Annotated in this window: 18 protein-coding genes; 13 read left to right on the forward strand and 5 right to left on the reverse strand. The window is 73.7% G+C overall.

The window, feature by feature from the left end; genetic code table 11:
- Nucleotides 1-9 precede the first annotated feature (9 nt).
- The 6 genes from LGQ04_RS04690 (at nucleotide 10) to LGQ04_RS04715 (ending at nucleotide 7,125) form a co-directional block, all read left to right on the forward strand.
- Nucleotides 10-633 (forward strand): nucleoside/nucleotide kinase family protein, encoded by a 624-nt coding sequence (locus LGQ04_RS04690; protein WP_229242543.1) that lies wholly within the window; start codon nucleotides 10-12, stop codon nucleotides 631-633.
- Between the two features lie 55 nt (nucleotides 634-688).
- Nucleotides 689-1,639, forward strand: a complete 951-nt coding sequence (locus LGQ04_RS04695; protein WP_229242544.1) for a DUF1214 domain-containing protein — start codon at nucleotides 689-691, stop codon at nucleotides 1,637-1,639.
- Nucleotides 1,640-1,768: 129 nt separating this feature from the next.
- A complete protein-coding gene (locus LGQ04_RS04700) occupies nucleotides 1,769-2,239 on the forward strand; it encodes an ATP-binding protein (protein WP_229242545.1) in 471 nt (156 codons plus the stop codon).
- A gap of 95 nt (nucleotides 2,240-2,334) precedes the next feature.
- On the forward strand, nucleotides 2,335-3,363 hold the full coding sequence (locus tag LGQ04_RS04705) for an N-acetylglucosamine kinase (RefSeq protein ID WP_229242546.1): 1,029 nt from the start codon (nucleotides 2,335-2,337) through the stop codon (nucleotides 3,361-3,363).
- Complete coding sequence (locus LGQ04_RS04710; RefSeq protein ID WP_229242547.1) at nucleotides 3,353-4,252, forward strand: MurR/RpiR family transcriptional regulator; 900 nt, start codon at nucleotides 3,353-3,355, stop codon at nucleotides 4,250-4,252. Before LGQ04_RS04705 ends, LGQ04_RS04710 begins: the two co-directional genes overlap by 11 nt.
- A complete protein-coding gene (locus LGQ04_RS04715) occupies nucleotides 4,249-7,125 on the forward strand; it encodes an FAD-binding and (Fe-S)-binding domain-containing protein (RefSeq protein WP_229242548.1) in 2,877 nt (958 codons plus the stop codon). Before LGQ04_RS04710 ends, LGQ04_RS04715 begins: the two co-directional genes overlap by 4 nt.
- A gap of 135 nt (nucleotides 7,126-7,260) precedes the next feature.
- Here LGQ04_RS04715 and LGQ04_RS04720 read toward each other — a convergent pair whose 3' ends face one another.
- A complete protein-coding gene (locus LGQ04_RS04720) occupies nucleotides 7,261-7,647 on the reverse strand; it encodes a hypothetical protein (protein ID WP_229242549.1) in 387 nt (128 codons plus the stop codon).
- A gap of 146 nt (nucleotides 7,648-7,793) precedes the next feature.
- On the opposite strand from LGQ04_RS04720, the gene LGQ04_RS04725 reads away from it, so the two are divergent.
- Nucleotides 7,794-8,270, forward strand: a complete 477-nt coding sequence (locus LGQ04_RS04725) for a sugar phosphate isomerase/epimerase family protein (protein ID WP_229242550.1) — start codon at nucleotides 7,794-7,796, stop codon at nucleotides 8,268-8,270.
- Between the two features lie 405 nt (nucleotides 8,271-8,675).
- Nucleotides 8,676-9,155 (forward strand): hypothetical protein, encoded by a 480-nt coding sequence (locus LGQ04_RS04730; RefSeq protein WP_229242551.1) that lies wholly within the window; start codon nucleotides 8,676-8,678, stop codon nucleotides 9,153-9,155.
- Here LGQ04_RS04730 and LGQ04_RS04735 read toward each other — a convergent pair.
- A complete protein-coding gene (locus LGQ04_RS04735; RefSeq protein ID WP_229242552.1) occupies nucleotides 9,145-10,485 on the reverse strand; it encodes an MFS transporter in 1,341 nt (446 codons plus the stop codon). The two genes, LGQ04_RS04730 and LGQ04_RS04735, sit on opposite strands and share 11 nt — an antisense overlap.
- A gap of 108 nt (nucleotides 10,486-10,593) precedes the next feature.
- On the opposite strand from LGQ04_RS04735, the gene glsA reads away from it, so the two are divergent.
- Nucleotides 10,594-11,625, forward strand: coding sequence for a glutaminase A (gene glsA, locus LGQ04_RS04740; RefSeq protein WP_229242553.1), 1,032 nt, complete (start codon nucleotides 10,594-10,596; stop codon nucleotides 11,623-11,625).
- The gene (locus tag LGQ04_RS04745) at nucleotides 11,622-13,265 is read left to right on the forward strand and encodes an MFS transporter (protein ID WP_229242554.1); all 1,644 of its coding nucleotides are present in this window, start codon (nucleotides 11,622-11,624) and stop codon (nucleotides 13,263-13,265) included. The genes glsA and LGQ04_RS04745 overlap by 4 nt, the downstream gene beginning before the upstream one ends.
- Before the next feature lie 51 nt (nucleotides 13,266-13,316).
- Here LGQ04_RS04745 and LGQ04_RS04750 read toward each other — a convergent pair whose 3' ends face one another.
- Nucleotides 13,317-14,231 carry a PhzF family phenazine biosynthesis protein gene (locus LGQ04_RS04750; protein WP_229242555.1) on the reverse strand — a complete coding sequence of 305 codons (915 nt, stop codon included), beginning with the start codon at nucleotides 14,229-14,231 and terminating at the stop codon, nucleotides 13,317-13,319.
- Nucleotides 14,232-14,449: 218 nt separating this feature from the next.
- Here LGQ04_RS04750 and LGQ04_RS04755 point away from each other — a divergent pair, with 218 nt between their 5' ends.
- Together LGQ04_RS04755 and LGQ04_RS04760 are read left to right on the forward strand one after the other, a co-directional pair.
- Complete coding sequence (locus tag LGQ04_RS04755) at nucleotides 14,450-17,782, forward strand: 3-keto-alpha-glucoside-1,2-lyase-like domain-containing protein (RefSeq protein ID WP_229242556.1); 3,333 nt, start codon at nucleotides 14,450-14,452, stop codon at nucleotides 17,780-17,782.
- Nucleotides 17,783-17,949: 167 nt separating this feature from the next.
- Complete coding sequence (locus tag LGQ04_RS04760; protein WP_229242557.1) at nucleotides 17,950-20,343, forward strand: MMPL family transporter; 2,394 nt, start codon at nucleotides 17,950-17,952, stop codon at nucleotides 20,341-20,343.
- 143 nt (nucleotides 20,344-20,486) lie between these two features.
- Here the strand turns inward: LGQ04_RS04760 and LGQ04_RS04765 are convergent, their stop codons facing one another.
- Nucleotides 20,487-20,993, reverse strand: a complete 507-nt coding sequence (locus LGQ04_RS04765; protein ID WP_229242558.1) for an FBP domain-containing protein — start codon at nucleotides 20,991-20,993, stop codon at nucleotides 20,487-20,489.
- A 397-nt stretch (nucleotides 20,994-21,390) separates the two neighbouring features.
- A complete protein-coding gene (locus LGQ04_RS04770; protein ID WP_229242559.1) occupies nucleotides 21,391-21,783 on the reverse strand; it encodes a VOC family protein in 393 nt (130 codons plus the stop codon).
- 95 nt (nucleotides 21,784-21,878) lie between these two features.
- On the opposite strand from LGQ04_RS04770, the gene LGQ04_RS04775 reads away from it, so the two are divergent.
- Nucleotides 21,879-22,133 carry a hypothetical protein gene (locus tag LGQ04_RS04775; protein WP_229242560.1) on the forward strand — a complete coding sequence of 85 codons (255 nt, stop codon included), beginning with the start codon at nucleotides 21,879-21,881 and terminating at the stop codon, nucleotides 22,131-22,133.
- Nucleotides 22,134-22,201 lie beyond the last annotated feature (68 nt).

The raw sequence follows: 22,201 nt of genomic DNA on the forward strand, positions 1-22,201 counted from the left end.
GTGGAGCCGGTGAGCGACGACGTCCTCGTGGAGCGCGTGGTGGCGCGGACGCTCGCGGTCCCGGCGACCGGGGGAGCGGTCCGCGTCCTCGTCGACGGGCACCCGTCGGCACGGCCCGAGGCGCTCGCAGACGTGCTCGTCGACCCGCTGCGCGCGGCCGGCCGGCCCGTCGCCCGGGTGCGGGTGCGGGACTTCTGGCGGCCCGCGTCGCTGCGCCTGGAACGCGGCCGCGAGGACGCGGACGCGCTGCTCGACGACACGGTCGACGTGGCGGGCCTCAACCGCGAGGTGCTGGACGCCGTCGGGCCGGGCGGGCGCGGCCGGTACGTGACGAGCCTGCGCGACCCCGTGACGGACCGGCCCACGCGAGCGCCGTTCGTCGACGTGGAGCCCGGTCTCGTCGTCGTGCTCGACGGGTCGCTCGCGCTCGGTCGGGGGCTCGCGACGGACCTCACCGTGCACCTCGCGCTGCGACCGGCGACCCTCGCGCGCCGCACCGACCCCGCGGACGCGTGGACGCTCGCCGCCTACGCGCGGTACACCGAGGAAGTACGCCCCGAGGTGTCCGCGGACGTCGTCGTGCGGGTCGACGACGCCCGCCACCCCGCATGGGTCGGCCCGGCGCTCCCGTAGCCCGTCCCGGCGGACGCGGCTAGGTTGGCCACGACACCGACGACGGGGAGCGACGATGACCACGACCGTGACGCCCGAGACGTACATCCGTGCGGAGGTGGACGGGCGGTTCGCCGTCTTCCAGCAGCGCGCCGGAGGACGGATCAACGCGTTCTACCTCATCGAGCGGCCCGTCCCGACGGACGAGCAGCCGGTCGTGCGGATGAACCGTGACACGCTCTACGGCGGCGGCGTGATCGACACCGCCGAGGGGGCGCGCGTGTACGTCCCGGAGGTCGCCGACGGCCGGTACGTCTCGCTCATGGTGATCGACAACGACCACTACACGGTCGACGTGCTCCACGAGCCGGGGTGGCACGAGATCACCTCCCCCACGCGGTACTGCGTCGCCGTGCCCCGCGTCGAGCTGCACGACATGCGCGACGAGGAGGAGATCGCCCACGTCGTCGAGGTGCTGCACCGCTTCCGGATCGAGGCGGGCAGCGCGGAGACGTTCGTCCCGGCGGACTGGGACTACGACTCGATGTTCGCGCTGCGCGCCGAGTACGAGAAGGAGTTCCGCACCTACGGCCAGTACCCGTCCGGGTGGATGGGGCGCCGCGGCGAGGTCGACGAGGCGACCCGCCACCTCGCCGTCGCGGGCGCGTGGGGCCTCTTCCCCGAGCAGGAGGCTGTGTACATCAACTACACGGGCCCCGCCGACGCGTCGAAGGGGTACGTCGCGACGTACTCCGTGCCCCCGTGCGACGCGTTCTGGTCGATCGCCGTGTACGGCGACGACGCGTTCTTCCACTCCGACGTCGCCACCCTCAGCCCCGCTACCACCCAGTACAACGACGACGGCACCTTCACGGTGTACTTCGGGTCCGCGGACGTGGTGGGCGACAAGCCGAACCGCCTGGACATCACCGACGGCTGGAACTTCCTGTTCCGCGTCTACCGTCCCCACGCGAGCGTGCTCGCGCGCGAGTACACCCTGCCGGACGTCGTCGAGGTGACCGGCTGAGCCCGAGGAGCGCCACGGTACGGGTGCGAAGAGGGCGCGCCCGTGCCACGCTCGACGACGGCGCCCGTGGCCGTCCGGGGACGGCGTACGCGGGCGTCGTCCGTTGGTAGCGACCCAGGAGGCATGCCGTTGAGCCCAGCCGAGGAGACGACGATCGCCGTTCCCGCCGAGGACGGCGGTCTGCCGCTGTCCCGCCCGCCGGAGCACTTCGAGCCGGTGCGCGAGTGGACGCTGGACTCGGTGGCGGAGCTGAGCACGCTGCGCGGCGAGCTCGGCGACCTGCTGCGCGACGGGGAGGCGGCGCCGGACGTCGGGCTCGCGTCGACGCCGGAGCGGGTGGTGCTCGTGGCCTCGGAGCTGGCGACGAACGCGCTGGAGCACGGCCGGCCGCCGACGATCGTGCGGCTGCGGCGCTCGGGAGAGTCGTGGCTCCTCGAGGTGGCGGACCACGAGGTGACGACGCCGCCGGTGTATGCGGGGGAGCGGGTGCCGGGGGCCGGAGGGTTGGGTCTGCACCTCGCGCGGACGCTCGCGCTCGACGTCGGGTGGTTCACCGAGGGGACGACGAAGTGCCTGTGGGTGACCTTCCCGGTGGACTGATCGCTCGCTACGCTCGGACCAGGAGTTCCCCCATCGTGTGGTGACAATCTTCAAACTCGCTGGCTTGCGTGAAACTTTGTGCCATACTGGCACGCGTGAGCAGCAGCGCGACCGACGACGGGTGGCTCGTCGCGCTCGACGTCGGCGGGTCGGGGAGCCGGCTCGTCGCGCGCCCTGTCGCGCCGGACGGCTCCGACCCCCTCGTGCTCGCCGGCCGACCTGTCGCGATCCGTCCCGAGGGCAGCGACGCCGTCGACGTCGTGACGAGCCTGCTCGACGACCTCCACCGCACCGCCCCGCACGTGCGACACGTGCGGGCGGCCGCGGTCGGCGCCACCGGGCTCGCGACCCTCGTCCGCGACCCCGCCGAGCTGCACCGCGCCCTGCACGACCGCCTCGGGCCCCACGGCACCGGCCTGCGCACGGCCGTCGCCGCCGACGCGCTCACCGCGCACCTCGGCGCGCTCGGCGGCCGGGGCGGCGCCGTCGTCGCCGTCGGCACCGGCGCGATCGCTCTCGGTACCGACCTGCGCGCCACGTGGCACCGCGTCGACGGGTGGGGCCACCTGCTCGGCGACCTCGGCGCCGGGTCGTGGATCGGCGCGCAGGGCCTCCAGGCCGCCGTCGCCGCGCACGACGGCCGGGCAGCAGGCGGGTCCCGGGCCCTGCTCGACGCCGCCACCGCACGGTTCGGCCCCGTCCCCACGTGGCCCGCCCAGCTCTACACGCGCGCCGACCGCGCCCAGGTCCTCGCGTCCTTCACGCCCGACGTCGCGGCGTGCGCGGGCGACGGCGACCCGGTCGCACGTCAGGTCGTCGCCGCCGCCGGCACCCACCTCGCGACGACCCTCGCCGCCGCGCTCGTCGACGGCGTGCCCCCGCTCGCCGCCGCCACCGGCGGCGTCCTCGGGATCGGACCGCTGCTCACCGACGCGTTCCGGGCCCGCTTCGCCGTGCTGCGCCCCGACGCCGAGCTCGTCCCCGCCGCGGGCAGCCCGCTCGACGGTGCGCTGCACCTCGCGGCACGCCTCGCGCACGAGCCGCGGGACGTCGTCGGGCACCCCACCTGGCTCACGCTCGACCCGACACCCGCCCTCACCGAGGAGGACCCCCATGGCCGCTGACGGTCTCGTCCGGATCCGCCAGGCCCTGCCCACGCTCCGGCCCGCGGAGGTGCGGATCGCCGAGGCGGTCCTCGCCGACCCGGCGTCCGTCGTCGGCAAGACCATCACCGAGCTCGCGGCCCTCGTCGGGACGTCGCAGGCGACCGTCGTGCGGTTCTGCCGCGCCGTCGGCTACGCCGGGTACCCCGAGTTCCGCATCGACCTCGCCCAGGCGACGAGCCGGCGCGAGGTCGAGGCGGAGCGGTCCAACGTCGCGCACGGCGAGATCGACCCCGACGACACCGTGCAGGACGTCGTGGAGAAGATCGCGTTCCACGAGGCCCGCACGATCGAGGAGACGGCGCGCGCCCTCGACCTCGACGCGCTCGACCGGGTTGCCGCCGCCGTCGCCGAGGCACCGCGCATCGACCTGTTCGGCGTGGGGTCGAGCGGGCTCACCGCCCAGGACCTCGCCCAGAAGCTTCAGCGGATCGGGCTCGTGTGCTTCGCGTCGCCCGACCCGCACGTCCAGCTCCAGTCCGCCGCGCTGCTCGGGCCCGGCGCCGTCGCGGTCGGCGTCTCGCACAGCGGCCTCACCGTCGAGACGAACCACGCGCTGCGCATCGCGCACGAGCGCGGCGCCACCACCGTCGCCGTGACGAACTTCCCCGAGTCGCCGCTCGTCGCGCACGCCGACCTCGTCCTCACCACCACGGCGCGCGAGACGCAGTTCCGGTCCGGCGCGCTGTCGAGCCGCATCGCCCAGCTCGCGCTCGTCGACTTCCTCTTCGTCCGCGTCGCGCAGCGCCTGTTCGAGCGCACGACGGAGAACCTGCGGGCCACCTACCAGGCGGTGCAGCCGCACCGGCTCGGGTACGACCGCCGGGCGGAGCGGAAGGAGCGGGCGTGACCGACGCCGCGGACGGCTTCGAGCTGCGGACCGACCTGCTCACGCGGGTGGCGCACGCGCACGACGCGTCGCACTACCTCCTGCGTCCCGACGTGGTGGTGCGCGCCCACGACCGTGACGGCGTCGTCGCGGCGCTGGGCGAGGCGCACCGCCGTGGGCTGCCCGTGACGTTCCGCTCGGGGGGCACGAGCCTGTCCGGGCAGGCGTCGGGCGGCGGCGTGCTCGTGGACACGCGCACCCGGTTCACGCGCGTCGAGGTGCTCGACGGCGGCGAGCGCGTGCGGTGCGAGCCCGGCGCCACCCTGCGGCTCGTCAACGCGCACCTGCTGCGGCACGGTCGCCGCCTCGGGCCCGACCCGGCGAGCGAGATCGCCTGCACCGTCGGCGGCGTCGTCGCGAACAACTCGTCCGGCATGTCGTCCGGCACCACCCGCACCGCGTACCGGACCGTCGAGGCGATGACCGTCGTCCTCGCCGACGGCACGGTCCTCGACACCGGCGCACCCGACGCCGACGACCGCCTGCGCGCCCTGCGCCCCGAGGTCCACGCCGGTCTCGCCGCGCTGCGCGACCGGGTGCGGTCGAGCGCGACCGCGCGCGCGGAGATCGAGCGGCAGTTCGCGATGAAGAACACCATGGGCTACTCGGTCAACGCGCTGCTCGACCACGACACGCCCGCGAAGATCCTCGAGCACCTGCTCGTCGGCTCCGAGGGCACCCTCGGGTGGGTCGCCGACGTCACCTTCCGCACCGTGCCGCTGCTCACGCACGCCGCGACGACGCTCCTCGTGCTCGACTCGATCGAGCGCGCGACCGACGCCCTCGTCCCGCTCGCCGCGTCCGGGGCGGAGGCGATCGAGCTGCTCGACGCCGCGTCCCTGCGGGTGGCCGCGGCGGACCCCGCCGCCGACCCGAGCATGCGCGCGCTCGCCGCGGGCGCGGGCATCACCGACCAGACCGCCCTGCTCGTCGAGTACCGCGCCGCCACCCCGGACGCGCTCGCGCCGCTGCAGGACGCCGCGCGCGACGTCGTCGGCGGGCTGCGCCTCGAGGTCCCCGCCGACCTCACGACCGACCCCGCGACGCGCGAGCGCCTGTGGCGCGTGCGCAAGGGCCTGTACACCGCCGTCGCGGGCGCGCGCCCCGCGGGCAGCACCGCCCTGCTGGAGGACGTCGCCGTCCCCGTCGGCGACCTCACCACGACCGTGCGGGACCTCGCCGGTGTGTTCGCCCGGCACGGCTACGACGACGCCGTGACGTTCGGGCACGCCAAGGACGGCAACCTGCACTTCATGATCACGCCGCGCCTCGGCGAGGCCGCCGAGCTCGACCGCTACGCGGCGTTCAGCGACGACCTCGTCGACCTCGTCCTCGCGCACGGCGGCACCCTCAAGGCCGAGCACGGCACCGGCCGCATCATGGCGCCGTTCGTGCGCCGCCAGTACGGCGACGAGCTCTACGACGTCATGCGCGAGGTCAAGCGCCTGCTCGACCCGCAGGGCCTGCTCAACCCGGGCGTCGTGCTCAGCGACGACCCTGACGAGCACCTGAAGAACCTCAAGGTCGAGGCGTCCGCGGGAGGCGAGGACGCGCCGCTCGTCGACCGCTGCGTGGAGTGCGGCTACTGCGAGCCGGGCTGCCCGTCGCGCACCGTCACCACCACCCCCCGCCAGCGCATCGCGCTGCTCAAGGAGATGGCGTCCGCGAGCCCGGCCGAGCGCGCCGAGCTCGAGCGCGCCTACGACTACGCGGGCGTGCAGACGTGCGCCGTCGACTCCCTGTGCGTCGAGGCGTGCCCCGTCGGCATCGACACCGGCGCCGTCATGAAGGGCCACCGCGCCCGCGGGCACGGGTCCCTCGTGCAGCGCGGGGGCGTGCTCGCCGCCGAGCACTGGGGCGGCGTCCTCACGGGCGTGCGCGGCGCGCTCGCCGTCGCGGACGCCCTGCCGACGCCGCTCGTGCGCGGCGCGTCCCAGGTGGGTCGGGCGGTGCTCGGGACGGACGTCGTGCCCCTCGCGGGCGCCGACCTCCCCGGTCCCGGCCCGCGTCGTGACGCCACGCCCGTCGGCGCCACGCACGGTGACGCGGCGCCCGGGACCGCGCCCCGCGCGGTGCTCCTCGCGTCGTGCACCGGCGAGATGTTCGAGCCCGGCGGCGACGGCGCGGGGGCCGCGTCCGCGCTGCGCACCCTGTGCGAGCGCGCCGGCATCGCGCTCGCCGTGCCCGACGCCGTCGGCAGCCTGTGCTGCGGCACGCCCTGGTCCTCCAAGGGCCTGACCGACGGCGCCGCCGCCATGGCCCGCCGCGTCACCGACGCCCTGTGGACGGCGACGCGCGGTGGCGAGCTCCCCGTCGTGTGCGACGCGTCGAGCTGCACGCACGGGCTCGTCGAGTCCGGGCACCGGCTCGCCGACCCGGTCGAGCGCGAGCGCTTCGCGCGCCTGCGGTTCGTCGACGCGGTGACGTTCGTGCGCACGGACGTGCTGCCGGCGCTCGCGGAGCGGGGCGTCGAGGTGGAGAAGGCGGGGGACGTCGTCGTGCACCCCACGTGCGCGACGGTGCACCTGGGCGCGGTGGACGACCTGCGCGCGGTGGCCGAGGCCGTCGCGGAGCGCGCGGAGGTGCCGGCCGCGTGGGGCTGCTGCGGTTTTGCGGGGGACCGCGGGATGCTGCACCCGGAGCTGACGGCGGCGGCGACCGCGGCGGAGAGCGCGGAGGTCGCGCGACGCGCGGCGGGGCTCCCCGCGGGCCGGTACGACGCCTACGTGTCGAACAACCGGACGTGCGAGTCGGGCATGTCCCGCGCCACGGGGCACGACTACGAGCACGTGCTCGAGCTGCTCGAGCGTCGGACGCGACCCGTCGGGGCCTGAGCAGGCCGGTGAGCCTGTCGACGCCGATCAACCAGCTGCGCACTTTTGATTGACAGTCGTCGAAAGGGTCGTACGATGACGACCGAGTGGTAGGTGTATTTCGCAGGTCAGCCCTCACGCCCTCGCACGCCCCCTTCATCCCTCAAAGGAGAGACGATGAGCACGTCCCAGATGACGCGTCGCAGCCTGATCAAGGCGCTCGCGACCTCGACCGTCGCGGTCGGCCTCGGAACCGCCGCCGCCCAGTCGGCGACGGCAGCGCCCGCCGCCCCCGCCGCCGCGGGTGTCCGCGCAGCCGGCAACGGCCGACTGATCCCGCCGAACAACATCGGCATCCAGCTCTACTCGATCCGCGACAAGGTCTCGAGCCTCGGCTTCCGCGCGGTGTTCGAGGAGCTCGCCGACATCGGGTACTCCGAGATCGAGTTCGCCGGGTACACCCAGCGCGACGTCGGACCCATCACGCCCGAGGAGATCCGCCAGCTCCTCGACGACAACGGCCTGAGCGCCGTCGGCTCCCACGTGAGCCTCAACGCCCTGCGCAACGACCTGCCCCGCCAGCTGGAGATCGCCAACATCCTGGGCATGCCGCACGTCGGGACGGCGAACGCCCCGACCAACGTCAACACCGTGGACGGGTACCTCGCCGCGGCCGAGGAGTTCAACACGTGGGGCGCCCAGGCGCGCGCGCCGCCGGCCTCAAGCTCTACCAGCACAACCACGCCGGGGAGTTCGCGTTCGCCACGGACCAGCCCGACGTGCGCCTCTACGACGTCTTCTTCGACAACACCGACCCCGACACGGTCTTCCTCGAGATGGACGTGTACTGGGCCTTCGTCGGGCAGTACCGCTACCCCGGCTTCGAGCCCATCGACTACGTCCGCGCCAACCCGCACCGCTTCCCGCTCCTGCACCTCAAGGACGGCGCGCGCAACGAGGCCAACCCGAACGGCTTCGACATCATCGAGTTCGACGCGGGTGACCTGCCCTACCGCGAGTTCCTGCGTGCGACCAAGGCGCGCGGTGCCCGCTACGGGATCTGGGAGCAGGACAACGCCCCGACGACCGCCGTCCCGCCGAACCCCGTGGACTCGTTCGGCAACGCTCGGCGCAGCTACACGTCCCTGTTCGGTCTGCGGGGCTGACGACACCCCGCCACCGCGCCCTCCGGCCCACCGAGCCCGCACCGCCGCAACCGTGACGGGCGCGGTGGGCCGTCCCGCGTCCCTGGTCCTCCGCCCGACCCTGCCCGAAGGGGCGGGGCATCGTGCCCGCGAACCGGCCCGAGCGCCCGGGCGCTCTCCGGGGGCGTGTCCGTACGGTCGAGCAGACCGACACCGGGGAGGGACGTGCGACACCGCGACGACCACGAGGTACGGGAGCGGTCGCGATCCGTGCCGACGTCCCGGGACGGGGGCGGGGCGCGGCGCGGAGCGTCCGCGGCACGTCCGGGGTCCGGTGGTGCGCCGCACCTGACCGCGCTCCAGCGGGCCGCCGGCAACCGGGCGGTGCTCGCGGGGGCCGAGCGAGGGGACCTCGCGGTCCAGCGCATGACCGAGGCACAGGTCGAGCCACGGGCGCTCCCCGCCTCGGCGCAGAAGCTGCCCGCCGGGGTCTCCGTCAAGGGCGCCGAGGTGAAGCGGGACGGGGTCGTCACCGAGGTGCTCGTGAAGAAGCAGGTGAGCCTCACGGAGGAGGCCCGCCTGGTCAACCCGCACCTCAAGCACTGGTGGTTCCTCTTCCGGGTGGGCCACGACGAGCCGCCCTACTGGCTGCAGGTGGACCTCATCCTGGCCAGCGGCTACCGGGTCATCTGGAACGCGGGCAAGACCGAGGCGGAAGGGGTCGCCTACGAGGAGAAGGCGGCACCGTCGGGCCTGCACACGGCGGCGATCGAGCAGGCCGTGGAGGCGATCGCCACCGAGAGGACGATGTACTACAACCCGACGCCGCCGAACCCCGAGGTCGCGCGCTACAGCTGCCAGGACTTCGTCGTGCTCCTCGCCGGACGGCTCGGCATCACCCTCTGACGGCCGCCCGGGGCCGCTCGTGCTCCGGTCGCACCGCCCCGGCGACGGCGAGGCTCAGCACCGTCGCGGCGCAGATGACGAGCAGGGCGTGGCGCGCCCCGACGCCGTCGACGAGCAGCCCGAGGAGCGGGGGAGCGGAGAGCATCGCGATCGTCGAGAACGACGTCGCGACGGCGACGCGCGGCGCGGCGTGGGCGGGGTCGTCGGACGCCGCGGCGATCGCGACGGGGTTGGCGAGCGCCGCCCCGCAGCCCCACAGCACGATCCCGACCCACGCGAGAGGAAGCGTCGGCGCGAGGCCGAACGCGAGGAGGCCGAGCAGCGCCGACACCCCGGACGCGCGCAGCACCGCGACCCGCCCGAACCGGTCGATGAGGCCCGTCCCGGCGAACCGGAACACCGTCATCGCCCCGACGAACGTGCCGTACGCGACGGCGCCGAGCGCCTCGCGCACGTCGAAGCCGTCGACCACGGCGATGGACAGCCAGGTGCTCGCCGACCCCTCCGACAGCGACGACGCGAGCAGCACGAGCCCGATGAGCAGCGTGCGCGGCTCGCGCCACGCGGCCAGGGCCGCGCGGACTCCCGCGCCGCGGCGAGGTGCGGGGACGGGGGTGGCGGCGGCGTCGTCGGGCAGGTCGGCCGTGCCCGACGTCGCGGCGGCCGTCCCCGGGACGGTCACCGCGGGCGCGGCGCCCGTGCGCGCCTGAGCGACCCGTTCGGGGGCGAGCGCGGTCGCGGGAGCGACGAGCACGGCCCGGAGCCCCGCGACGACCAGCGTGACGACGACGAGCTGCACGGTGATGCCGACGTGCGCCCAGGAGAAGGCCGCGGCGACGAGGGCGCCGCCCGCCGCGCCGATGGAGAACGCCGCGTGGAAGTGCGGCAGGATCGCCCGCCCGACCGCCTTCTCGACGCCCGCGGCGCAGATGTTGATGGGCACGTTCACCAGCGCGCCGCTCATGCCGTTGAGGAACGCGCCCGCGGCGAAGAACCCCACGCTGCCCGTCCCCGTGCCGAGCGCGACGAGCCCGAGACCCACGACGTTCCCGACCGTCCCGGCGACGAGCGTCGCGCGGTTGCCGAACCGGGCGACCACCGCACCCGTCGCGACGACCGCGACGAGCGACCCGACGCCCCCGACCACGAGCAGCGCGCCGAGCTGGCCCGAGCTCAGCCCCAGCGCGTCGCGCACCGACGGCAGCCGGCTCATCCACGACGTGCCGATCACCCCGAAGAGCACGAACTGCGCCATGAGCGCCCAGCGGGCGCGCTGCACGAGAGACCTCAGGGCATGGTCCGACCCGGCAATCGTTGGGATTGTTGACACTTGCGCCAGTCTACGGACCTGCTCGGGATGCACCGAGTGCTTTCGGGTGGGAGGGTCGCCCTGCGGTCGTGCGCCCGCCCGGCCGCCCCTGCGAGCAGGAGGACGGGCGTGGAGACCGACTCGGCCGGCGTCGAGCAGCAGGTGTCGACCGGGTCCCTGCCCGGCTGGGAGCGCGTCGAGGCCCGCGTCCGGGAGGCGTACGAGCGCTACCGCGGGAACGACGAGGGTGCGGTGGCGGACTACATTCCCGTGCTCGCCGAGGCCGACCCGGCATCGTTCGGAGTGTGCGTCGCGGAGAGCGGCGGTACTGTCCATGCCGTCGGCGACTCGGACGTCGAGTTCTCCGTCCAGTCGATCTCGAAGGCGTTCGTGTACGCGCTGGTGTGCGAGGCGTCCGGGCACGAGGGCGTGCTGGAGCGCGTCGGGGTGAACAACACCGGCCTGCCCTTCAACTCGGTGATCGCCGTCGAGCTGAACGCCGGGCACCCGATGAACCCCATGGTGAACGCGGGCGCGATCGCCACCACGGCACTCATGCCCGGCGCGACACCGGCGGAGCAGTGGGAGAACGTCCGGACGGGGCTCTCCCGGTTCGCAGGGCGCCCGCTCGAGATGGACGGAGTCGTCTACCGCTCCGAGGTCGCGACGAACCAGCGCAACAAGGCGATCGCCCGCCTTCTGGAGAGCTACGGGCGCCTCGCGGCCGACCCGCTGGAGGTCGTGGACGTCTACACCCGGCAGTGCGCCCTGCGGGTCACCGCGCGCGACCTCGCGGTCATGGGCGCGACGCTCGCCGACGGCGGTGTGAACCCCGTGACGGGCGAGCGCGTCGTGTCGGCGCAGGTGTGCCGGGACACGCTCGCCGTGCTCGCGTCCACGGGTATGTACGAACGGTCGGGGGAGTGGCTGTTCGAGGTCGGCCTGCCGGCCAAGTCGGGCGTCGCCGGCGGCCTCGTCGCCGTCGCGCCCGGAAAGGGCGCCGTGGGCGCTTTCTCCCCGCGCCTCGACCCGGCGGGCAACAGCGTGCGCGGCCAGCGCGCCGTCGCGCACCTGTCCCGCAGCCTCGGCCTCAACGTCTTCGCGTCGTCCGTCCAGGTGCCCGAGCGCACCCCGTCCGAGGACCAGGAGCCCGCCGCATGAGCCAGGACGTCACCGAGGTGCCCGACCAGCAGGAGCGCGCCTCGTGGGTCCCCATGGTGGGCCTGTTCCTCGCCCAGGTGCTGATGTCGTTCAACGTCGCCGCGCTGCCCGTGTCCATCGGGGGGATGGTCGAGGAGTTCGGGGTCCCGCCGACCGTCGTGAGCTCGACGATCGTGGTCTACGGGCTCGCCGTGGCCGCTCTCGTCATGACGGGGGCGAAGCTCGGGCAGCGGGTCGGCTGGGTGCTGATGTTCCGCGTCGTGGTCGCGACGTTCGCGGGCTCGGCCGTGCTCATGATCGCGTCGCCCACGGTCGGGTGGGCGATCGCGGGGCAGGCCGTGGCCGGCGCGTCGGCCGCCATCATCGTGCCCGCGCTGGTCGCCCTCGTCGCGGAGAACTACCACGGGCCGCAGCAGGCGACGGCGATCGGCTCGCTCGGGTCCGCGCGCGCGATCTCCGGGGTGAGCGCGTTCTTCATCGGCGGCGCGCTGGGCACCCTCGTCGGGTGGCGGCCGGTGTTCGGGGTCGTCCTCGTCCTCGCCGTGGCCGTGTTCGTCCTCAGCTTCCGCCTCCGGTCGGACGGCGGCGACCCCGGCATCCGGATCGACCTCGTCGCGGCGGCCCTCGTCGGTGCGGCGATCGTCCTGCTCACGCTCGGCTTCAACAACCTCAACGGCTGGGGGATCCTCACGGCGAGGCCCGGCGCGCCCTTCTCGGTCGTCGGGATCTCGCCCGCACCGCTCTTCGTAGTCCTCGGCGTCGTCCTCGGGCAGACCTTCTTCTGGTGGACGCGCCGGCGCACCGCGGCCGGCAAGGTACCGCTCGTCGACCTGAGCGTGCTCGGCCGGCCCAGCGAGCGCGCCGCCGTCTACGCGATGTTCGTCGTGGTCGGGCTGGAGGCCGCGCTGAACTTCACGGTGCCGCTGTACATCCAGATCGTGCAGGGCCGGACACCGTTCGACACGTCGCTCGCGATGATGCCGTTCAACCTCACCGTCTTCGTCACCGCCACGCTGGTCGTGCGCTTCTACCACCGCTATCCGCCGCGCACGATCGGCGTGTTCGGGTTCTGCCTCACCACGGTCGCCCTGGTGTGGCTCGCGTTCGTCGTGACGAACAACTGGGAGACCCTGCCGACGATCCTGGGGCTCGTCGTGTTCGGCGTGGGCCAGGGGGCGCTCGTGACGCTCGTCTTCAACGTCCTCGTCACGGCGGCCCCCAAGCGTCTCGCCGGCGACGTGGGGTCGATCCGCGGCACGACGCAGAACCTCGCGTCGGCCGTCGGCACGGCGCTCGCCGGGGCCCTGCTCGTCACCCTGCTCGGCATCGGCGTCGGCAGGGCCGTCGTCGAGCACCCGGAGCTGCCGCCGAGCCTCGTCGCGCAGGTCGACCTCGACAACGTCAACTTCGTCAGCAACGACGACCTCCGCGTGGTGCTCGGGGAGACCGACGCCACCCCGGCGCAGGTCGACGCCGCGGTGGTGCTCAACGAGGAGGTCCGGCTCGACACGCTGCGTCGAGGGCTCCTCCTGCTCGCCGGGCTCAGCGCCACCGCGATCCTGCCCGCGTCCCGGCTCCCGCGCTACCGCCCCGACGAGATCCCCGACCCGAGCCCGGCGCGCCTGGACCCGGCGGCATAGCGGACCGTCGCAGCAACCGGCTTTCGCGACGCGGACCGACGACGGCGAGACCTACAGGCGGACCGTGCCCGCGACGACGGTGACGGTCGCGCCGCCCACGCGGACGGCGCCGGTGGCGTCGCGCGCGACGTCGACGCGTCCGGCGCGGCCGAGCGCGGCGCCCTGCGCGGCGACGTAGCGGCCGGGGAGGCGCCCGTCGCGCGTGAGCCACTGCCCGATCACGGCGTTGAGCGACCCGGTGACGGGGTCCTCCGCGACGCCGATGTCGTCGGCGAAGGCGCGGACCTCCGCCGCGACGCCGTCCGGGCCGTCGTCGTCGGCGTAGAGGGCGACGACGCCGATCTTCAGGTCGGGGTGCGTGACGCGCGACCGGGAGAAGTCGGGGACGAGCCCGGCGACGCGGGCGGGCGTGTCCAGGAGCAGGACGCGCCAGCCGGGGCCGTTGTCGAGCGAGCGGTGGTCGAGGACGGCGTCCTCGGGGATCCCGAGCGCCGTGACGGCAGCGGCGAGCTCGTCGTCGTCGAGGGGCTCGTCCGTGAGCAGGTCGGGCGCCGTGAAGGCGAGGCGCGGTGCGCCGTCGGGCCCCTCCTCCCGCCGGACGGTCACGAGCCCGACGCCGCACTCCTGCACGACGTCGTCCGCGGCGGGCGTGCCGCCGGACTCGAGCCAGGCGTGGCACGTGCCGAGCGTGGGGTGGCCGGCGAACGGGAGCTCGCCGGCGGGGGTGAAAATTCGCACGCGGTAGTCGGCGCCGCGGGCCGCACCGTCCTCGGTCGGGGGGAGGACGAACGTCGTCTCGGAGAGGTTCGTCCAGCGCGCGAAGCGGGCCATGTCGTCGTCGGTGAGCCCGGACGCGTCGAGGACGACGGCGACGGGATTGCCCAGGCCGGGGCGGTCCGCGAAGACGTCGACCTGCGCGAAGGGGCGCGTGGACTGGGGGGTGCCGTGCCGGGGCGCGTCGCTCATGGCGGGGAGCCTAGGGCGGGGGAACGCCGGGCGCGAGAGGACACCGCCCGCGACGACGACCCGGACACTTCTGGCGATTGGTGTTCAAAAGACGCCTACCCAGCGCCCGAAACGCCTGTTACCCTTGCCAGCGTTGTCAGTCGACGGGGAGGGCAACGGGTCCGTTCCCCTGCGCCCTTCGTCGGCTCGTCCGAACAACCAGCGCATGAGGAGCGACGATGCTCGTACGCACCACCCCACCACCGGCGGACCCGCGCCGCAGAGCCCGACGCGGCACCGCGATCCTGACCGGTGGCGCCCTGCTCGCCGTCGGCCTGGTCGCCCCCGCCGTCGCCGACGACCTCCCCGAGCAGGAGCCCGGCGTGACGCTGCGGACCTTCCAGCTCGCGTCGAGCCCGGACTCGATCTGCACGCTCAAGTCCGGCCAGACCCCGAACGTCGACAAGCTCATGCCGACGATCGACTGGTCCACCGCCGAGCAGTTCGGCGCCGAGGACAACTTCATGTCCCAGGTCACGGCCAACCTCACCGTCGAGACCGAGGGCGAGTACACGTTCCGGATCACGAGCGACGACGGCTCGAAGCTCTACCTCGACGACGAGCTCGTGATCGACCACGACGGCCTGCACGGCGCCGAGCCGATGGACGGCACCACGACGCTCACCGCGGGCACCCATGCGCTGTTCATCGAGTACTTCGAGGCGGGCGGCGGCCAGGAGCTCACCCTCGAGTGGAAGGCACCGGGAAGCACCACGTTCGCGCTGGTTCCCGAGTCCGCGCTGAGCACCGAGGCCGGCGTCGTGCGCGTCACGGCTCCGGGCTACAAGTACTGCGAGGGCGACACGGACACCGCGGGCGACGGCCTGCGCCTCGACACGGTCAACCCGAACTACGACCTCGTCGACCTGCGCCCCGAGGGCTTCGAGCCCAAGGTCTCCGGCCTGGCGTTCACCGAGGACGAGCAGCTCGCCGTCGTCACGACGGGCGAGGTGAGCTCCGGTGGCTGGCGTCCCGACCCGACGTCGGGCGAGGTCTGGTTCCTCGACGGCGTGGTCGACGCGACGGGCCCCGAGGACGTCACGGCGACCAAGGTCGCGGACGAGCTCCTCAACCCCATGGGCATCCAGGTGCTGGAGGACTCCCTCTTCGTCTCGGAGCGGAACCAGCTCACGCAGCTCACCGACCCGGACGGCGACGGCTTCTACGACGTCCACACCACGCTCGCCGAGTGGCCCGACGGCGGCAACTTCCACGAGTTCGCGTTCGGCCTCGTCCACGACGAGAACTCCTTCTACGTGAATCTCTCCGTCGCCATCAACAACGGCGGCGCGACGACGAACCCGCAGCCGGCCGAGAACCGCGGCACGACGATCAAGATCGACCGCGAGACGGGCGAGGTGTCGTACGTCGCGGGCGGTCTGCGCACGCCGAACGGTATCGGCTTCGGCCCCGAGGGCGACCTGTTCGCCATGGACAACCAGGGCGCGTGGCTGCCGAGCTCGAAGCTCGTGCACGTCGAGCAGGACCGCTTCTTCAACCACTTCACGAACCCGGCCGGCCCGTTCGACGACCAGCCCGTGACGCAGCCCGCGGTGTGGATCCCGCAGAACGAGATCGGCAACTCCCCGAGCGCGCCGATCCTCGTCGAGGACGGCGAGTTCGCCGGCCAGATGCTGTTCGGCGACGTCACCTACGGCGGCATCCAGCGCACCTTCCTCGAGAAGGTCGACGACGAGTACCAGGGTGCGGTCTTCCGCCACACCGCGGGCCTCGAGGCGGGCGTCAACCGCGTCATCTACGGCCCGGACGGCTCGCTGTACGTGGGCGGCACCGGTGAGGGCGGCAACTGGGGCGAGTCCGGCAAGCTCCGGTTCGGTCTCCAGAAGCTCGAGGTCGCGAACGAGGACTCCTTCGACATGAAGGAGATGCGTGTCGTCGAGGGCGGCTTCGAGATCGAGTACACCGACCCGGTGTCCGACGAGGTCGTGGAGAACCTGGCCGACGCCTACCAGCTCAAGCAGTGGCGCTACGTGCCGACGCAGCAGTACGGCGGCCCGAAGGTCGACGAGCAGCCGCTGTTCGTCACCGAGGCCGACGTCTCGGAGGACCGCACCACGGTGACGATCCAGGTGGACGGCCTCAAGCCGGGCCACGTGGTCTACCTGCGCTCGCCGCGGCCGTTCGCCTCCGCCGAGGGCGCCGAGCTCCTCAGCACCGAGGCGTGGTACACCCTCAACTCGCTCCCGGGCTACGTCGCACCGGCCGACCGCGGCTGGTACGAGGCGGAGCTGGCGCAGCCTCTCGGCGGGTCGAGCATCGCGGCCGACCACAGCAACTACTCCGGGTCGGGCTTCGCCGCCGGGATGCAGAACGCCGGCGCCGGCCGCACCTTCTCGGTGACGGTCGAGGAGGCGGGCACCTACCCCGTCAACGTCCGCTACGCCAACGGCATCCACCCGTACACCGAGCTGCGCGCGAAGAACGTCTCGCTGCACGTCAACGGCGAGGACCTCGGCCAGTGGAACTTCCCGACGACCGGTGACTGGAAGAACTGGGGCACGCAGACGCGCGAGCTCGAGCTCGAGGCCGGTGTCAACTCCATCACGCTGCGGATGGAGGCCGGCGACGAGGGCAACATCAACCTCGACGTGCTGTCGATCGGTGAGAACCCCGACATCTGCACGCCGGGCGAGGTCGAGGAGGGCTACACGGCCCTGTACGACGGCACGCTCGCGAGCCTCGACGCCGGCTGGCGCATGGCCGGTCCGGGTGGCTTCGGCCGCCAGGAGGACTGCTCGATCCAGGGCGAGGGCGGCATGGGCCTGCTCTGGTACACCGCCGAGGAGCTGCAGAACCCGTACTCGCTGAAGCTCGACTGGAAGCTCTCGAAGGACGACAACGGCGGCGTGTTCATCGGGTTCCCGAACCCGGGCAACGACCCGTGGGTCGCCGTCAACCAGGGCTACGAGATCCAGATCGACGCGACGGACGCCGCGGACCGCACCACCGGTGCGATCTACACGTTCCAGGGCGCCGACGCGGAGGCCGTCGAGGCCGCGCTCAACCCCGTGGGCCAGTGGAACGCGTACGACATCCGCGTCGAGGGCGACCGCATCCGGATCTACCTCAACGACGTGCTCGTCAACGACTTCACGAGCACGGACCCGGCGCGCGACCTGTCGACCGGGTTCATCGGGATCCAGAACCACGGTGGCGGCGAGCGGGTCAACTACCGCAACATCCGGGTCAAGGACCTCACCGACGAGCCGGTCGAGCTGGCCGTCTCGGCGGACGTCCAGACCCGCTGCCTCGCGGGCAAGGTCTACGTCGCCGTCCGTGCCACGAACGACGACACGGTCCCGGCCGACATCACCCTGAGCACGCCGTTCGGCGAGCGCACGGTCACCGGTGTCCAGCCCGGCAAGTCCGCGTACCAGTCGTTCGCGACCCGTGCCACGTCGGTCGAGGCCGGCACCGCGCAGGTCTCGGCGACCGGGGACGGGCGCACCGCTGAGCACGACGTCGCGTACGACGCCGTGAGCTGCGGCTGATCCACACCTCCAGGGGGCCTCGTCCTCGGCAGCGACCGCTGCCGGGGGCGAGGCCCTCGTCACGGCGGGAGCGCGGTCCGACGGCGCTCCCGCCGTGACGTACGCTGTCATCCCGAACGGCGGGCCCGGTGCCGGGCCACTGCACGACCCTCGACGAGGAGGACACCATGCTGGAACGGCTCGGGAGCGCCGTCGCCCGACGTCGCGGTCTCGTCCTCGCCGTCTGGGCCCTCCTCGTCGTCGCGGGCGCCGTCCTCGGCGGCGCCGTCTTCGACCGGACGCAGGACGTCGCGGACGCCCCCGCAGGCAGCGAGGCCGCGCTCGCCGACGCCCGTCTCTCCGAGCTCGACCCGAGCGGCGAGACCGTCACCGCCGTCCTCACCGGCACCGACTTCTACGACCCCGCCCTCGTGCAGCAGGCCACCGACGTCATGTGGCAGGTCCGCCAGATCCCCGGCGTCGTCGAGGTCACCGACGCCTACACCGGCGGCGGGCTCGTCGGCGACGACGGCACGTCGTCCCTTGTCGTCGTCGAGCTCGACCCCGCCCTCGGCACCGACGCCGCCCTCGCCACCGCCGACGACGTCGCCCAGACCCTGCGCACCCTCACCGGCGTCGACGTGCTCGTCGGCGGCGAGCTCCTCGCCGAGCGGGCGTTCGTCGACCGCTCCCTCACCGCCGCGGCGATCGGCGAGTCCGTCGCGATCGTCGTGCTCCTCGCCGTCCTCGTCGTCGTCCTCGGCGGCCTGCGCGCCGGCGCCCTGCCCGTCCTCGCCGCCCTCGGCACCATCGCCGCCGCCCTCCTCGCCCTCACCGGCGTCATCGGGCTCGTGCCCGTCAACGAGTTCGCCGTCAACGTCGTCACCCTCCTCGGGCTCGGGCTCACCGTCGACTACGCCCTGCTCGTGCTCTGGCGCTTCCGCGAGGAACGCGAACGCGCCCCCGGGACCGACGTCGCCCAGCTCGTCGGCCGCGCCGTCGCCACCGCCGGCCGCGCCGTCCTCGTCTCCGGCACCGCCGTCGCCATCGCGCTCGGCGGCCTCCTCCTGCTCGGTGACCCCCTCCTGTCCGGCATGGCGATCGGCGGCGCCGTCGTCGTCCTCGTCGCCACCCTCGCCGGCCTCACCCTCGTCCCCGCGCTCGTCGCCACGTGGCACCGCCACCTGCCCGCCCGCGGCGTCCGCACCTGGTCACGGCCCTGGGGCCAGCGCGTCGCCGACCCGACGCAGGCGCCGGGCACTGCGCCGGGCGTCGTGCCCGGCGGTCGCGTGCCCGACGGCGCAGCACCCCTCGGCCTGCTCGCCCGCCTCGCGCGCGTCGCCCAGCGGCGCGCACCGCTCGTCACCGTCCTCGCCACCGTCGGCATGCTCGTCCTCGCCGCACCCCTCGGCAGCCTCACCCTCGGCAGCTCCGGCGTCGCCTCCCTCCCCGCCGACGCCGAGGGACGCCGCACCCACGACGCCATGACCACCGGGTTCAGCGACCTCGGCGTCGCCCCCGTCACCGTCATCGTCGACGGCCCCTGGGACGACCCCGACGTCGGCGCCTTCCTCGACCAGGCCACCGTCGTGCCCGGCGTCACCGACGCCGACCTCGACGCCGACATCACCGACCCCACCGTCACCGTCGTCGAGCTCACCCCCGACGGCGACGCCACCGGCGCCACCGCGCAACAGGTCGTCCGCGACGTCCGAGCCCTGCGCGACACCAGCGACCTGCCGTTCACCGTCGCCGTCGCCGGACCCGCCGCCGACGTCGTCGACACCCAGGCCCACCTCGCCCAGCGCCTGCCCGTCGCGCTCGGCGTCGTCGTCACCGCGACCTTCCTCCTCCTGCTCGCGCTCACCCGGTCCGTCGTCGTCCCGATCAAGGCGCTCCTCCTCAACGCCCTCACCATCGCCGCGACCCTCGGCGCCCTCACCGCCCTGTTCGGCTGGGGCTGGGGCGAGAACCTCCTCGGGTTCGACTCCTGGGGCGCGCTCGACGTCACCACCCCGCTCCTGCTCTGCCTCCTCGTGTTCGGGCTCTCCATGGACTACGAGGTGTTCCTCCTCGCCCGCATCACCGAGGAATGGCGCCACCGCGACCCCGCCGACGACCCCCGCGTCGCCAACGACCGCGCCGTCCTGCGTGGCATCACCACCACCGGCCCCGTCGTCACCACCGCCGCCGTCGCCATCACCATCGTGTTCCTCGGCTTCGCCGTCGGCGACGTCGTCGCCCTCAAGGAGGTCGGCGTCGGCATGGCCCTCGCCGTCGTCCTCGACGTCACCGTCGTCCGCGGCCTGCTGCTCCCCGCCACCATGACCCTGCTGGGTCGCTGGAACTGGTGGCCGGGTTCGGGTTCTGGGGCCGTGTCGGGCTCGGGGTCTGCGGGTTCGGGTTCGGGCGTGGGGTCTGCGGTGGCGGGTTCGGGTGCGGGGTCTGCGGGGGCGGGGCGGGTCTACCATCCGCCGACGACCGGCGCGCTCCCGGCTGTGCCGTCATCTCCCGCCACGACCCGCCCCACCCCCGCAGACCCCGCACCCTCCGCGTCGGCGTCACCCTCCGGCGCGAAGTAGTACCGCGGTTCGCCGAGGTAGTACTCCAGTTGCCGAGGTAGTACCCAGGTTCGGTGGGGTAGGACGCCGGTTTGCCTAGGTAGTACCCCGGTCCGCCGAGGTAGTACCCAGGTCTGCCGAGGGAGAGCTGTGGTCGGGCAGTGTCAGACGTCGCGCAGCACCTCGGTGACGAAGCGCGCCGAGCGGTCGCGCAGGCCGGTGATGCGGAGCTCGACGAAGAGGTCGCGCATCGACTCGTCGTCGCCCATCTCGGTGCGCGTGGGTGCACGACGCACGTTGGCGGAGCAGAGGAACTCCGTGCAGATCAGGGTGCCGACGGTGTTGCCCCGGCGCCCTGCGGCGCCGGCGCGGCGGGCCACGTAGAGGCTGACGTCCTCCGTCACGACGACGTCCTCGCACCAGGCGCAGACGGCGCGCTTGCGAGGCCCGCCGGTCTTCGCGTCGGACGAGCGGAGCAGGACGCCGGTCGGTTCGCCGTCGAGCGGGACCACGGCGTAGGAGGCGAGGGGTGCCTTGCGGTCGCGCCAGCCGAGGTAGTCGAGGCGGTCCCAGTCGAGGGTGTCGAGGTCGGGGAGGGTGGCCTGCGCGGCCTCGCGCTTCGAGGCGTTGACGAACGACGCGCGGATCTGCTTCTCGGTGAGGGGGTGCATGGGGTCACGGCTTCCGGTGAGGTGAGGTCCCGCCGTCGGGCACGCGTGCGGCGTGGCAGCCGGGGCGGTGAGGGCGGCGTGTGCCGCACCGGCGCGCCCAAGAACCGCTGAGTGCGGGGGATGTGTCGTCGACGAGCGGTGCGGACGACGAATCTCCCGCACTCACGAGAGGGTGGGTCTCAGCGCGGGGCGGTGCGGAGGGGGCGCGGGCCCGAGCAGGCCGTGCGGGCCACCTCGCAGCCTGCGGTGATGCCGCGCATCCGCTGTCTCCTCGTCCGACGTCGACCCTGTCCGTGCGGGCCGTTCCGACCCGCCAGGCCGGCCACAGTGGTTGACCGGCTCAACCATGGTGCCTCACGCGGGGAGCGCCGGTCCACCGAGTTCCCGCCCGCAGGGCTCAGTCCGCGATGCCGCCGAGGCGCACGAGGACGATGCGGTGGCCGTCGGGATCCTCGACGTGCGCGAACCGGTCGCCCGACTCCGGGTCGGTCGCCGCGGGCACGGACGGCTCCACGCCGAGCGCGGCGAGCCGGTCGAGCGTCGCGTCGACGTCGTCCACGTACAGCACGAGCGTGGGCAGGCCCGACCGCACGAGGGGCGACGCGCCGTCGGGCAGGGGGACGAGCCACAGGCCCGGCTCGTCGACACGGCCCGGCCCGACGTGCAGCAGCGGGAAACCGTCCGACTCGCCCCGGAACAGCGTGCCGAAGCCGAAGCCGTCCGCCCAGAACGCGGCGCTCGCGTCGAGGTCGCGGCACAGCAGGACGGTGCGGCCGATCGTCGTCGTCATGGCGGTGAGCCTAGCGAGAGGGTGGGCCTGGGCGCGGGACCCCGGGACGGCCGGGTACCGTAAAGGATCACCGGCCCGGCCAGAAGGAGAACCACATGACCACGAGCAGCGAGCAGGCGGCGAAGAGCCCGCTCCCCACCGGGACCGAGGGGCGCGACATCCCCGGCCACGCGGGGGCGGTCGCCCGCTTCGTCGTGACGTTCGCGATGTTCGTCGGCGGCATCGTGCTCATGGGCGCGGGCATGTCCGTCGAGGCGTCCTACGGCGCGTGGCTGTTCGTGGGCGGGATCGCCGCCTGCACCCTCGCCTTCCTGTTCCCCATGGCGGGCACCGGCACGACCGAGCGCTGACCCGCCGTCCGCAGCGCACCACGTCGCGCGAGGGGGTACCGGGGTCGTGACCCCGGTACCCCCTCGCG

The organism is Cellulosimicrobium marinum (assembly GCF_020551945.1).
Lineage (GTDB): Bacteria > Actinomycetota > Actinomycetes > Actinomycetales > Cellulomonadaceae > Cellulosimicrobium > Cellulosimicrobium marinum.

Excerpts from the sequence above, each read along its gene's own strand:
- LGQ04_RS04695 (WP_229242544.1), top strand. The coding sequence starts at position 689 with ATGACCACGACCGTGACGCCCGAGACGTACATCCGTGCGGAGGTGGAC.
- LGQ04_RS04710 (WP_229242547.1), top strand. The coding sequence starts at position 3,353 with ATGGCCGCTGACGGTCTCGTCCGGATCCGCCAGGCCCTGCCCACGCTC.
- LGQ04_RS04730 (WP_229242551.1), top strand. The coding sequence starts at position 8,676 with ATGACCGAGGCACAGGTCGAGCCACGGGCGCTCCCCGCCTCGGCGCAG.
- LGQ04_RS04745 (WP_229242554.1), top strand. The coding sequence starts at position 11,622 with ATGAGCCAGGACGTCACCGAGGTGCCCGACCAGCAGGAGCGCGCCTCG.
- LGQ04_RS04750 (WP_229242555.1), bottom strand. The coding sequence starts at position 14,231 with ATGAGCGACGCGCCCCGGCACGGCACCCCCCAGTCCACGCGCCCCTTC.
- LGQ04_RS04755 (WP_229242556.1), top strand. The coding sequence starts at position 14,450 with ATGCTCGTACGCACCACCCCACCACCGGCGGACCCGCGCCGCAGAGCC.
- LGQ04_RS04760 (WP_229242557.1), top strand. The coding sequence starts at position 17,950 with ATGCTGGAACGGCTCGGGAGCGCCGTCGCCCGACGTCGCGGTCTCGTC.
- LGQ04_RS04765 (WP_229242558.1), bottom strand. The coding sequence starts at position 20,993 with ATGCACCCCCTCACCGAGAAGCAGATCCGCGCGTCGTTCGTCAACGCC.
- LGQ04_RS04770 (WP_229242559.1), bottom strand. The coding sequence starts at position 21,783 with ATGACGACGACGATCGGCCGCACCGTCCTGCTGTGCCGCGACCTCGAC.
- LGQ04_RS04775 (WP_229242560.1), top strand. The coding sequence starts at position 21,879 with ATGACCACGAGCAGCGAGCAGGCGGCGAAGAGCCCGCTCCCCACCGGG.